The sequence below is a fragment of the Kutzneria buriramensis genome (assembly GCF_003387475.1).
GTDB lineage: Bacteria > Actinomycetota > Actinomycetes > Mycobacteriales > Pseudonocardiaceae > Kutzneria > Kutzneria buriramensis.
Window position 1 is genome coordinate 575,686 of the sequence record NZ_QUNO01000004.1, and the last position, 12,627, is coordinate 588,312.

A 12,627-nucleotide genomic window follows, 5' to 3' on the forward strand; every position below is an offset into this window, starting at 1 on the left:
CCGAGCACGGAGGGGCATATCGGCTGGGTCGGAGAGGAGACTGCCGGTGCGACTACGGTGCTGCGAACCTGGTTCGGCGGCCCTGATCACCGGTGATGCTCCGATAGGGTGGGGTGGCTGTGACCGGTCACACGCGCTCTGTTACGGTTGCCGCGCAAACCGGGGAGCGGCCGGGTTTGCCAATTCCGTTGGCGCAAGGCCACTTCCGCTTCGCCAGACCTTGATCACCGGCAGGTCGGGACTCCCGCTCGGGGTGAGTTCCGAGCTGTTGGCGGCCAACCTGGCGCAGCGCGGTCCCGCCGTCCGCAATCGGGAGCGGACGGCGGGACCGCTTCGCATCCGGCCGTCGAGTCGCCCACGAATCGGGCAAAGATGTTCGGGTTTTTCGACCAGCTGCCCGGTCCGCCGAAGACCGTCCACCGGCGGTGGCGGTAGCTTGCCCGTCAGAACGACCTGATGGGGCGGGGGAAGCTCGTGACCAGCGCGCATCCGGCAGTCCGTCGAGGCGGTGTCCTGATCCGCCTGCTCGGCCGGCCCGAGATCCTCGGAGTCGACGGCCCACTGGCCGTCGACTCGGCCGAGGCGTGCACGCTGCTGACCAGAATCGCCTTGCACCCCAACGAGATCGTGCTCACCGAGCACTCCGAGGCCGCCGACGAGCTGCGCGTGCTGCTGGACAAGGCCGATCCCGGCGGCGACATCGAGCTGATCACGGAGCGGTTCGGCTACCGGCTGCGCATCGACCCCGAGCGCATCGACGTGCACGACCCGATGGCCATCTCCGCCGCCGACCTCGCGCTGCTGCCGGATACCCTGCGCCGCGCCCTGGTCGGCCGCCAGATGACCGAGCTGCACCGGCAGGGCCGCCGCGCCGAGGCGCTGGCCGTCTACGAGCGCATCCAGGCCGGCCGCCGCGACCAGCCGCTGGACCCGGTGCTGCGCGCCCTCTACGAGCGGATCCTCTACGACGACCCGTCGCTGCTGCCGCCGGAACCGTCCAGTGTGGAGATCGCCGGCGTGATGGCGCCGGCGCAGCTGCCGCCCGCCCCGACCGGCTTCACCGGCCGGCACGAGGAGCTGTCCGGCCTGGACCGGCTGTTGCAGGAGGACACCTCCACGCTCGGCGTGGTGGTCGGCGCGGCCGGCACCGGCAAGACGGCGCTCGCGGTGACGTGGGCGAGCCAGGTGGCCCGGGACTTCCCCGACGGCCAGCTGTTCGCCTGCCTGCGCGGCTTCGACCAGAACCGGCCGCCGGCGGAGCCGGCGGAGGTGCTGCGCCGCTTCCTGATCGCGCTGGGCGTCGCGCCCCAGGCGGTGCCGATCGACCTGGCCGAGCGGGCCGCGCTGTACCGGTCGCTGCTGGCCGGCCGGCGGGTGCTGGTGCTGCTGGACGACGCCCGCGACTCCGAGCAGGTGCGCCCGCTGCTGCCCGGCGGACGCGGCCCGCTGACGGTCGTGACGAGCCGCCGTCGCCTGGACGGTCTGGTCGCCCGCGACGGCGCGGCCTACGTGCCGGTGGGCACGCTGCCCGGCCCCCAGGCCATCCGCCTGCTCGACGAGGTGTCGGACATCCGCTGGTCGCAGCGCGATCCGGTGAACGCCTCACGAATCGCAAGCCTTTGTGGTCATCTTCCGCTGGCGCTGCGCATCGTGGGCGCGCGGCTGGCCATGGCCCCGACCGGCACGCTGGCCCGGCTGGCCGACGAACTGGCCGACGAGCGGCACCGGCTTCAGATGCTCGACATTCAGGACACCGACGACGACATGCAGGTCAGCGTGCGGCGGGCGTTCGACGTCTCCTACCGCACGCTGCCGCCGGAGTTCGCCTCGGTGTTCCGGCTGCTGGGCCTGTTCCCTGGGGCCAACTTCGGCCCGCACCTGGTCGCCGCGATGGCCGACTGCGCGGTCGGCACCGCGCGCACCGCGCTGCGGGCGCTGAGCGCGGCCCACCTGATCACGGAGACCAGCCAGGACTGGTTCACCATGCACGACCTGGTCCGCCTGCACTCGCGGGAGCTCGCGTTCGCCGAGCTGACCCAGGCCGAGCGGTTCGCCGTCGCCGCGCGCGGGCTGGAGTACTACTGCGTGGTCTCCGACCGCGCCCGCCGGCTGATCCGGCCGCCGGCCGACTCGCTCGCCCCGTCGCTGGGCTCGCTGGTGGCCACGCCGCGGCTGGACACCCGCGCGCACGCGCTGGCCTGGTTCGAACGGGAGCGCGGCAACCTGATCTCCGTGCTGCGGGCGGCGCAGCAGAAGGCGTTCTACACCCAGATGTGGCAGCTGGTGCGGCTGCAACTGGACTTCCTGGCCACGCACTGTCCGTGGGAGGACTGGCGGACCAGCCACGAGCTGGGGCTGGCTGCGGCCAAGGAGGCCGGCGACCGCAACGGCGAGGCCCTCATGCACCACGGCCTCGGGCTGCTCTACGGGCGGCTCGGCGAGCACGAGCGGGCGCTGGCCGAGCACGAGGCCTGCCGCCGGCTGGCGGAGGGCGACGGCGACCTGCCGGTGGTGGCGCTGGGCTCGGCGCACGCGGCGTCGGCGCTGTTCCACCTGAGCCGCCATGACGAGGCGACGGCGCTGTCCCGGCAGGCGCTCGCGCTGTACCGGCTGCTCGGCGACCGGTACCGGCAGGCGCAGCCGCTGAGCACGCTCGGCGAGCTGGCCCGGCTGGGCGGCGACTACGAGGCCTCACTGGCCTACAACCAGCAGGCCCTGACCATCTACCAGCAGTACGACGACCAGGAGCGGCAGGCTTGGGTGCGGGTGCACCTGGGGGAGACCAACCGCGCCGCCGGCTGGCTGGACCACGCGGAAGCCTGCTTCACCGAGGCGGTGCGGCTGTCCCGCGTGAGCGGGACCGCGCTGCGTGAGGGGTACGCCGTGCGCGGGCTAGGCGATGTACACCTGGACCGGGGCGACCGTGACGCCGCCCGCGCGGTCTGGGAGGAGGCGCTGCGCTCGTTCGGCCACATCGGCGCGCCCTGGGTGGCCAGCGTCCGGGCCCGGCTCGCGAAGTTGTACGGCTGATACCGGAACTCTTCGCCCCCGCGGTGCGTCTAGTGAGTCATGCCCGAGGGATGACTCGATCGGCCCAATGAGGCCGTGACTCGCTACTGAGAGTGTTCTTTTGTTCGACCGTTCCGGGGAGACGCCTCACGAACGATTAACGGCTTCCCGTAAGTTGGATGCACCGCTCGCCTCAGGGAGCTGCCCCGAATGATGCTGCCGTCCACGACCGTCGAGCGAGCAGGTGCCACGCTCGAGTTCGGCGTGCTCGGACCGGTACAGCTGCTGGTCGACGGGCGCCCGGCGGCGCTCGGCGGATCCGGCGTCCGCAGCCTGCTCGCGCTGCTGGTGCTCGACGCCAACAAGGTCGTCCCGTTCGACCTGATCGTCGACGCGCTCTGGCGCGACGACCCGCCGGAGACCGCCCGCACCATCGTGCACGGCTACGTCTCCAAGCTCCGGCGCATCCTGGCCAAGGCCGGCGGCGCCGCGTCGATCCGCACCCAGCCGCCCGGCTACGTGCTCCAGGTGCAGCCCGAGCTGGTGGACCTGCACCGCGCCAAGCAGCTGATCGGCGAGGCCGGCGGCCGCCCGGCGGCGGAGCGCGCCGAGCTGCTCGGCCGCGCGCTGGAGCTGTGGCGCGGCCCGATGCTGGCCGGCGCCCAGCGGCACACCGGCTCGCCCGACATCGACGAGCTGCGGCTGGCCGCCGTCGAGGAGCGCATCGCCGCCGACCTGGAGCTGGGCCGGCACGCCGAGGTGATCGGCGAGCTGCGCCGGCTCGTCGACGACTACCCGTTCCGGGAGCGGCTGCTCAGCCTGCTGATGCTGGCCCAGTACCGGTCCGCGCGGCGCATCGACGCCCTCGTCTCGTACCGGCGGTTCCACCGCTACGCCACCGAGGAGCTGGGCGTCGACCCCGGCCCCGAGCTGCGTCAGCTGCACGAGCAGGTGCTGCGCGACGACCCCGGTCTGCGCCTGCCCGCGCCGGCGCAGACCGGCCGGCAGGTCTACGGCCCGCTCATCCCGGCCCAGCTGCCCGCGGCGACCAGCGCGTTCGCCGGCCGCGACGTGGAGCTGGCCTGGCTGGACGGGCTCCAGCACGGCGGCGGCGTGGACGGCGCCATCACCGTCGCCGGCGTGGTCGGCCCGGCCGGCATCGGCAAGACCGCGCTCGCGCTGACCTGGGCGCACCGCAACGCCGACGCGTTCCCGGACGGTCAGCTGTTCGCGGCGCTGCGCGGCTTCGACCCCGGCCACGAACCGACCTCGCCCGCCGATGTGCTCACCCAGTTCCTGCTGGCGCTGGGCGTGCCGGCGGAGGCGATCCCGCTGGACCGGGGCGAGCGCGCCGGCCTCTACCGGTCACTGCTGGCCGAGCGCCGCGTGCTGGTGCTGCTGGACGACGCCCGCGACTCCGAGCAGGTGCGCCCGCTGCTGCCGGCCGGTTCCGGCTCGCTGGTGCTGGTCACCAGCCGGCGCCGGCTGGACGGCCTGGTCGCCCGCGGCGGCGCGCGGCTGCTCGCGCTGACCACGCTGTCCAGCGAGGCGTCGGTGCGGCTGCTGGACTTCTCGACCGGGCATCAGCGGCGCAGCGCCGAGATCGACTCGCTGCGGCGGCTGGCCGCGCTGTGCGGACACCTGCCGCTGGCGCTGCGCATCGCCGCCGCCCGGCTCGCCGCCAGTCCACAGTGGACGGTCGACGACCTGGTGGCCGAGCTGGCCGACGAGCAGCACCGGCTGCGCGCCCTGGACCTGGAGGACGCCGACACCAGCGTGCGCGGCGCGTTCGACGTGTCCTACCGGACGCTGCACCCCGAGCTGGCCGAGACGTTCCGGGCGATCGGCGTGCACGAGGGCACGTCGGTGACGCCGCACGTGGTCGCCGCCCTGACCAGCGTCGACCTGGTGACCGCGCGCCGCCGGCTGCGCGAGCTGGCCAGCGCGCACCTGCTCACCGAGACCCGGGCCGACCGCTACACGCTGCACGACCTGATCCGGCTGCACGCCCGCGAGGTCGCCGGCGCCGAGCTGACCGTCGACCAGCGGGCGTCAGCGGCCGAGAAGTTGTTGGACTACTACCTCCTTGTCGCCGATCGGGCGCACCGGCTGATCCGCCCGCCCCGGGACGCCCACGTGCCGACGGTGTCCGGCGCGGTCGCCGAGACGCCGGTGCTGGCCTCGGCCGAGCAGGCGCTGCGCTGGTTCGACGCGGAGTGGCCGAACCTGGTGGCCGCGGTGCGGCTGGGCGCGGCGGTCGGGCTGGACCGGCACACCTGGCAGCTCGCGCTGTGCCTGCGGACCTATGTGTACCTCAGGGGTCTGACATCCGACTGGGCCATGCTGTTCGAGCTGGGCCTGCGCGGCGCGCGGGCGGCCGGCGACCGCGACGGCGAGTCGCGCATGCTGCGCGGCCTGGGCAACGCCGCCGAGCTCGTCGGCGAGTTCGACCTCGCGCTGACGCACTACCAGGACGCCTACCGGATCGCCGCAGACCTGGACGATCCGGCGCTGCTGGCCACCGCCGGCGACAACCTCGGCGGCATCCTGGCCGACCTCGGCCGGTTCGACGAGGCGGCCGAGCACCTGCGCACGTCGCTCGACCTGTTCCGCCGCATCGGCGACTGCCAGGGCGAGGCGATCGCCCTGAACAACCTCGGCGTGCAGGCCCAGGACCGCGGCGATCACCAGGCCGCGTTCGACTACTACGAGCGCGCGCTCGCCCTGCACCGCTCCGGCGGCAACCACGAGGACGGCGCCCGTTCGCTGGCCAACCTGTGCTGGGTGAGCCGGCAGCTGGGCCGCTATGCCGAGGCCGAGGGCTACGCCCGCGACGGCCTGCGACTGGCCCAGACCTACGGCATGGCCTACGTCGAGGCGATGCTGCACCACCAGCTCGGCGAACTGCACCTGGAGCAGGGCCGGGCGCAGGCCGCGCGGCTCGAGCTCAACCTCGCGCTGACCGTCTACCGGCGGATGCGTTCGCCCTACGCGGAGGCCGTCGAGACCCTGCTGGCCGGTTTAGCCGACGTTTAGCCCCCGCGCTGCCGAATGTGAAAGCGTGAAAGGCAGGCACCGCCCCGTGCCTCAAGCAAGGCAGCAGTGCGGGTGATGCTGGGGGACCCAGAGGGGGGTCTGTCACCCGGTCGGTCCAGCCGGCGCTCGGGGAGAGCGCCGGCTGGACCCGTGTCGTGTGGTTCCTACTTGCACCTGGGGGTCAGGTAGGAACCACACGACCGGCCTCAGACCTGGACCGGGCTCAGCTCCGGCCGCTTGGCCGTCAGGCCGTCGCCCGAGGTCACGCCGCGCAGCCGGCGCCCGATCCACGGCATGAAGAAGTCCTTGGCCCAGCGCAGATCCTGCCGTCGGCGGGCCATCGCGGCCAGCACCTCGGCCGGCGGCCACGGGTCGTCCCACGGATCGGCGTCGACGCCGAGGCGGTCGGCCACCAGCAGCGCCAGTCGGCGGTGTCCCTCCGGCGACGGGTGCAGCCGGTCCGCCGCCCACGCCCGGGAGTCGCGCAGCATCTCCAGCGGCCACAGGTCGATCACCGTCGCGCCGTGCCGGTCGGCGCTGGCGCGCAGGTGGCCGTTGTAGGTGGCGATCTTGCCCCGTAACCGGCCCAGCACCGGCGTGCCCTTGGTGTCCATACCCGTGAAGATCACCACGTGGCTGCCGGCGGCGGCCAGCTCGGCGACGGCCTCGTCGAACACCCGCGCCACCTCGTCCGGGTCGCTGCCGGGCCGGATGATGTCGTTCGTGCCGGCGCACAGCGTGACCAGGTCCGCCTTCATGGCCGCCGCGACCGGCACCTGCTCGGTGCGGATGGCCAGCATCTTCCGGCTGCGCACGGCCAGGTTGGCGTAGCGGAACTCCGGCCGGCCCGCCGCCAGCAGCTCGGCCAGCCGGTCGGCCCAGCCGCGGTAGACCAGGCCGTCCGGGCCGATGTCCTCCAGGCCCTCGGTGAAGCTGTCGCCGACGGCCACGAACGTGGTGAAGCGGTGCTGCACTGCCGTTCCCCTCCTCGCCAAACCCCCACAGAATGGTTGGACAGGCCAACCAACCAGTGAGGATGCACCGCTGACCTCGACCTACGCCACCGTCGGTTACGCCGACGTAGGTGATCGCCACCGGCTAGGGTCACCGCCATGTCTGCACGCGTGGCCCCGCTGGTCGCCGGCCTGTTCCTGCTGGTGGCCTGCTCCTCCGGTGCCAACACGGCGGCGTCGGGCGGCACTCCCGGCGTGTCCGGGATCTCATCGAACCGGCCGGCCTCACTCGATGGGGTCGACCCGTGCGCGCTGATCGACCAGTCCGGCCGCGCCGCCCTCGGCATCACCACCGATGCACACAATGGGGTGAATGTGGCGGCGGCCAGCTCGTGCGGCTGGCTGCTCGGCGACGGGGACTACGCCACCGTCAGCCTTTCCACCCAGATCGGCCTCGGTGACCTGGCCCTTCCCGCCTCGGCGACGGCCACCTCGGTGCACGGCCGGGCCGGCAAGAAGATCATCAAGACCGACGACCCGAGCTGCTCGGTGTACCTCGCGGCGACGGCCCATTCCACCGTGCAGATCGACGTTGGCCAGGGCAAAGACGCCGAGACCGCCTGCTACGACGCGGTGAAGGTGGCCTTCGTGGCAGACCCCAGGCTGCCGCCCGCGCCGTGATCCTTTAGGGGCTACTGTCTGCGCCGTCCCTGTCGCTCTCGGTGTCCCCTGGAGTTGACGATGCAGCGCTACGGGTGGCTGGTGGCCGCCGCGGCCACCGGTGTGGTGATGGTCCTCGTCGCCGTCGTGGCCAGTGGCAGCGACGCCGCCCCGCAGACGCAGCCCGGTTTTCTGCCGCCGCAGGGACAGCCGGTCGTCGTGCAGGAGCCGGGCGGCGGGGAGCCGCTCAACTACGGCGACACCGTCGCGTACGACGCCTGCGCGCTGCTGTCCACGCGCACCCTCGGAGACCTCGGCGTGCGCATCGATCCCGGGTCGTCGTTCATCGACAGCCACCTCGACGGCGACGTGCCGGCCGACGCCGCCGTGACGCAGGGGGGCCTGGACTCGATCAGCAACTGCCGGTACACGCTGGTCGGCGGCGACGAGCTGAACGTGACCGTGCAGCAGACGCCGTTCACCACCGAGGAGAAGGTCGACCAGACCCGGGCGTGGCCGCAGCAGAACAACGTCGCCGTCCGGCGCGATCGCGGGCTGGAGGTCGCGTCCTACCGGGACGGTGCCGGCTGGACCACCGTGATCGGCCGGCAGAAGCTGGCCGTGGCGATCAACTTCGACCTGCGGCGGCCGGTGTACGGCGACCGCGACCAGCGCCAGTTCGTCGCCGACGTGACCCGCGCCGTGGTCGACGCCGTGGTCGCCGGCGCGGCCGGGCCCGCGGTGTACCGGCACACCGGGCCGTTCGCCGGCGTGAAGAGCCCGTGCGCGCTGCTGTCCGCCGACGCCTTCCAGCTCGCGTACCCCGGCGGGCCCGCCCCGCTCGTGCTGGAGTACGCCGACGCCGGCTTCGCGACCGTGCGGGAGGGTGACGGCGAGACCGCGCTGCGCACCACCACCAGCTGCGTGCGGTCCAACGTCGTGCCCGACGGCGCGCTCGGCCCGGCGTACCGGGACATCCGGCTGGACATGACGGTGTGGGACAAACCACAGTGGACTGTCCAACGTGACCGGTCGGACTGCGGCGGCTCGGCCGTGACTCTTGGCGTGACTCTTGGTGACGGGGCCGCCTGCCTGACCGATACAGGCCCGTCGACCTGGAACCTGTCGTTCCGATCGGGTCGATCGGTGATCACTCTTTCCACCGGTGGGGCGGCCGCCGGGGACCGCGAGACGGTGAAACGCCTGCTCACGCCGGTGGCCCGGGCCCTGGTGGCCAAGCTGGGCTGAATTTGTCCCGACGAGGGAACCTTGGTGAACCTTTCCGCGTCCGAGTTGCCGATTCGCTAGCATCAGTAGCCGTCAGCGACTCAGGGTGGGGAGAAGCATGTCGACGACCGGCAGCTCGCAGCCGATGGATCCGGCCGCGCAGGCCACGTTCAATTACGCGCAGCAGGTGAACGCCCAGTCCGGCAACACGGGGGGCCTGTTCGGCACGATCTTCTCGGCGATCGACAGCCTCGCGGGCGCGGCCCAGGCCGGCCAGTTCGCCGTCGACGGCGACACCGCCAAGGTCATCAACGACAAGCTGACCGAGATCAAGAACATCGCGCTCTCCGCGAAGGCGAAGTTTCTGAACCTTCAGCAGATGCCGATCGGCGGCGGCTACGCGCAGCAGATTTCCCAGCGCAACCAGCAGATCTCCGTCGGCGGCCCCGATTCCGCGAGTGGACAGATGCTGGCGTTCGCCAACAATCTGGACAAGCTCATCGAAGCGATCAATTCCAGTGTGGCCGGATACCAGAGCACGGATCAGCAGGCCCACGGCGATGTGCGTCGGGCGGGGAACTACTAGTGCGTCGTTCCGTGCTACTCACCGTGGTCACGGCCGGTGTCGCGTTGGCGGCTGGCGGCTGTGGCGGCACCGCGTCCGGATCCGCGTCGCCGGCAACGAACTCGTCGTCCGCGACCGGAGGCCAGGCCACGTCGGCGGCGCCGCCGACCGCGAAGTTCGACCCGTGTGCGGTGCTGCCGGCCGACGGCTTGTCCAAGCTAGGGATCAGCGGACCGCCGAAGATCGATCCGGACACTCACGTGTGCACGTGGCAGGCGTACGCGTCCTTCATCGTCAACACGCATGTCAACACCTACGCACTGGGGCAGCGGCCGGACAACGGCTTCAGTCCGACCGTGACGCCGATGACCGTCGGCAGCCACAAGGCCGAACTGTGGCGGTCGGACTCCGGGGGCGCGTGCGCGGTGAACATCGCACTCGGCACCGGAACTTTCAGCGTCGACGTGAGCGCGGCCGACTCGAAGGGCATGGAGACCGCGTGCACGTCCGCCAAGGAACTGGCCACCGCAGCCGAGCCCAAGCTGCCGACGACATGAGCACCGCAGAAACAGGGGGTATTGAGCGATGAGCGGTCACCCGGCGGTTCCCCCGCGGAACCAGAACTACCCGCACATGACGCACGAGCAGATGCAGCAGCTCGTCACGCAGAACAGCAACCCGGGTGTGGCCTACGCGGCCGGGGACGACTGGAAGAACCTCGGGGGACAGCTGCGCGAGGCGGCGATCACGCTCGACGCGGCCATCAACGGCTCGCAGTCGCACTGGGAGGGCGCCGCCGCGGACCTCGCGCGCGCCCACCTGGCCAAGGTCCGTGACTGGTCGGCTGACACCGCGGAGTACTTCCACGCGACCGGCACCGCCATGCACGACCAGGTCGACGCGGCCGCCAAGGCCAAGTCCGACATGCCGCAGCCGGTGGACTTCGACCCGGCGAAGATGATCGAGCAGGCGGCCGGCAACCCGATCGCCATGCTGACGCTGCCGGTGCAGATGTACGCCACCTACGAGGCGTCCAACTCGGCCAAGGACAAGGCCGTCCAGGTGTTGCAGACGCGTGACGCCTCGATGGCGCAGGCTTCCGGGGCCATCCCGGCCTTCACGCCGCCGCCGGACATCAGCGACGGCAGCACGGCCAGCACGCAGGTGGCCAGCGCGGGCCCGGTGGGGGCCGGCGGCGGGGTCGCGGCGTACCACGGGACGGCCGGCGGCGGTGGCGGGTACACCGGCGGCAGCTACCACCCGGGCACTGGCGGCGGTTACACGCCGGGGTCTTCGGTGCCGGGCGGCGGCGGGTACAACGCGGGTCAGGTCGGCGCGGCGGGCGGCAGCCCGACCCGGATCGCGGGTTACGACCCTGGCATGGGCGGCCCCGGCTACAACGGCGGTCCCGGTTACGGCGGCCCGGGTGCGGGCGGTCCGAACAGCCCGTACGGCGGCGGTCCCGGCGGTCCCGGTCTCGGTGTGGCCGGCGGCTTCGGTCCCGGCGGCGGTGGCGGCACCGGTGGCGGCGCGGGCTACCGCGGCGGCGCCGGCGCGGCGGGCGGCAGCTCGTCGTCCACGTCCTCGGCGAAGCCGGGCGCGGGCTCCCAGGCCGGCACGGGCGGCATGGGCGAGGAAGGCGCGGGCGCGCGTGGCGGCATGGGCGCGGCCGGCAACGCCGGCGGCGCGGGCATGGGCGCCGGCGGCCGCGGCGGCAAGAAGGAAGAGGACAAGGAGCACAAGCGGCCGACCTTCCTGGTCGAGACCGACGACGTGTTCGGCGACGGCCAGATGGTCGCGCCGACCGTCATCGGTGAGAATCCGACCGGCGGGTACTGATGCCGCCGATCGCGATCCTCCCGCTGGCCGCGTTCGACATCGTGTGGGAGGACCTGCGACTCGGGTCCGTGCCCTACCCGTTCGACGTGCCCAGCCAGGGCGAGACCCTGGACGAGCGCGCGCGGATCCGCACGGCCGTCTACGAGGACCTGGAGCGGCACGAGCTGGCGCGCGGCCAGCAGCTCGACCCGAACCTGGTGGAGGCGCTGCGGCTGCTGGCGCGGCCGCACGTCCAGCTGGACACGATCTCCACGCTGGACCGGCAGCGCGGGCTGATGGTGCACGCCGCGTCGGTCGCCAACGGGCAGCGGGCGCTGCTGGCCGTGCAGCAGGGCGGCACGATGCGGCTGGAGCAGATCCGGGACACCGCGCTGGCGGCGTCGCTGGTCTCGCTGCTGCCGCCGCACCAGCCCGGGCCGGGGGAGCAGATCTCCGTGCCGGCGGCGGAGCTCGCCCAGCCCAACCGGCACAGTCCCGAGCACCAGTCGCTGACGGTCATGCTGGGCGAGCCGGTGTTGCGGCTCGGCCAGTTCGCCGGCGCGATGTTCGACGAGCGCGGGGTCGGTCGGCGGATGCCGGGGCTGAGCTGGTTCGACACCGAGGCCGGGCGGTACCTGGGTGTGGCCGGACGAGGGCGGGACGGCGCCGACTGGGCGACCGTGTCGCCGGCCGACGCGAGCGGGCTGATCCGCCGGCTCGGTGACATGATCAGCATGGCGAGCCGGCGCTGACGGTTACCCCTCGATAGGTGGAGATTGTTGACACGAAGGGGTGAGTAACTGCTCCATCCGGTAGCGCGCGTGGTGTGCTGCCCGATGGTCCGACCGACGTGGTCGATGGAGCAGGAGTCCAACCCGTGCGCTTGTCCTTTCGCTCGGCGGTGTCCGCCAGTGCGGCCATCGCCGCCGTCATCGGGATCGTGGTCGGTGTGCAGTTGACGTCCACCGCGGACGGGCAGACCCCGCCCCGCACGGTCGACCGGGGCGGGCAGCCGCTGCCGACCAGCTTCCAGGACGGCGGCGACGCCATGCCGATGGACGGCGACGGCTTCCCCGTCACCGTGATCGCCTCCACGGTGACGGTCAACGGCACCCCGACCGTGAAGACGGTGACGGTCAGCAAGTCCCCGGCGCCGACCTCACAGGTCGAGGCGGTGCGGGCGACGGTGACCACCACCGCGCCCCCGGTCGTCACCACGACGACCACGACCACCACCACGACCACGCCGCCGCCGGCCACCACGACGACCACGACCACGGAGTCCCCGACAGGCCGGTGAGACCGTGGTGGCGGGCGTTCGCGAGGCCCCGCCGATGCTTCGCCTGGTTGGTGGATTTC

Annotated in this window: 10 protein-coding genes; 9 read left to right on the forward strand and 1 reads right to left on the reverse strand. The window is 72.5% G+C overall.

Translation table 11 applies throughout. The features are described from left to right. Positions 1-456: 456 nt before the first annotated feature. Together BCF44_RS14815 and BCF44_RS14820 are read left to right on the forward strand one after the other, a co-directional pair. Positions 457-3,030, forward strand: a complete 2,574-nt coding sequence (locus BCF44_RS14815) for an ATP-binding protein (RefSeq protein ID WP_116174797.1) — start codon at positions 457-459, stop codon at positions 3,028-3,030. A gap of 189 nt (positions 3,031-3,219) precedes the next feature. Beyond that, positions 3,220-6,045 carry an AfsR/SARP family transcriptional regulator gene (locus BCF44_RS14820; RefSeq protein ID WP_246015050.1) on the forward strand — a complete coding sequence of 942 codons (2,826 nt, stop codon included), beginning with the start codon at positions 3,220-3,222 and terminating at the stop codon, positions 6,043-6,045. A gap of 206 nt (positions 6,046-6,251) precedes the next feature. Here the strand turns inward: BCF44_RS14820 and BCF44_RS14825 are convergent, their stop codons facing one another. Beyond that, positions 6,252-7,019: an SGNH/GDSL hydrolase family protein gene (locus BCF44_RS14825; protein WP_246015052.1), complete on the reverse strand. Its 768-nt coding sequence runs from the start codon at positions 7,017-7,019 to the stop codon at positions 6,252-6,254. Positions 7,020-7,157: 138 nt separating this feature from the next. On the opposite strand from BCF44_RS14825, the gene BCF44_RS14830 reads away from it, so the two are divergent. The 7 genes from BCF44_RS14830 (at position 7,158) to BCF44_RS55455 (ending at position 12,568) form a co-directional block, all read left to right on the forward strand. Next, positions 7,158-7,679, forward strand: a complete 522-nt coding sequence (locus BCF44_RS14830) for a DUF3558 family protein (protein WP_116174799.1) — start codon at positions 7,158-7,160, stop codon at positions 7,677-7,679. Between the two features lie 60 nt (positions 7,680-7,739). Next, positions 7,740-8,906, forward strand: coding sequence for a hypothetical protein (locus BCF44_RS14835; protein WP_116174800.1), 1,167 nt, complete (start codon positions 7,740-7,742; stop codon positions 8,904-8,906). A 97-nt stretch (positions 8,907-9,003) separates the two neighbouring features. Further along, positions 9,004-9,471, forward strand: a complete 468-nt coding sequence (locus BCF44_RS14840) for a hypothetical protein (RefSeq protein ID WP_116174801.1) — start codon at positions 9,004-9,006, stop codon at positions 9,469-9,471. Then, on the forward strand, positions 9,471-10,007 hold the full coding sequence (locus BCF44_RS14845; protein ID WP_170217533.1) for a DUF3558 domain-containing protein: 537 nt from the start codon (positions 9,471-9,473) through the stop codon (positions 10,005-10,007). The genes BCF44_RS14840 and BCF44_RS14845 overlap by 1 nt, the downstream gene beginning before the upstream one ends. A 28-nt stretch (positions 10,008-10,035) precedes the next feature. Then, positions 10,036-11,289, forward strand: a complete 1,254-nt coding sequence (locus BCF44_RS14850) for a PPE domain-containing protein (RefSeq protein WP_116174803.1) — start codon at positions 10,036-10,038, stop codon at positions 11,287-11,289. Then, positions 11,289-12,020: an ESX secretion-associated protein EspG gene (locus BCF44_RS14855; RefSeq protein WP_116174804.1), complete on the forward strand. Its 732-nt coding sequence runs from the start codon at positions 11,289-11,291 to the stop codon at positions 12,018-12,020. The genes BCF44_RS14850 and BCF44_RS14855 overlap by 1 nt, the downstream gene beginning before the upstream one ends. Before the next feature lie 125 nt (positions 12,021-12,145). Next, positions 12,146-12,568 (forward strand): hypothetical protein, encoded by a 423-nt coding sequence (locus BCF44_RS55455; protein WP_170217505.1) that lies wholly within the window; start codon positions 12,146-12,148, stop codon positions 12,566-12,568. Positions 12,569-12,627 lie beyond the last annotated feature (59 nt).

Coding starts and splice junctions, on each gene's coding strand:
- BCF44_RS14835 (WP_116174800.1), top strand. CDS start 7,740: ATGCAGCGCTACGGGTGGCTGGTGGCCGCCGCGGCCACCGGTGTGGTG.
- BCF44_RS14855 (WP_116174804.1), top strand. CDS start 11,289: ATGCCGCCGATCGCGATCCTCCCGCTGGCCGCGTTCGACATCGTGTGG.
- BCF44_RS14850 (WP_116174803.1), top strand. CDS start 10,036: ATGAGCGGTCACCCGGCGGTTCCCCCGCGGAACCAGAACTACCCGCAC.
- BCF44_RS14830 (WP_116174799.1), top strand. CDS start 7,158: ATGTCTGCACGCGTGGCCCCGCTGGTCGCCGGCCTGTTCCTGCTGGTG.
- BCF44_RS14820 (WP_246015050.1), top strand. CDS start 3,220: ATGATGCTGCCGTCCACGACCGTCGAGCGAGCAGGTGCCACGCTCGAG.
- BCF44_RS14840 (WP_116174801.1), top strand. CDS start 9,004: ATGTCGACGACCGGCAGCTCGCAGCCGATGGATCCGGCCGCGCAGGCC.
- BCF44_RS14815 (WP_116174797.1), top strand. CDS start 457: ATGGGGCGGGGGAAGCTCGTGACCAGCGCGCATCCGGCAGTCCGTCGA.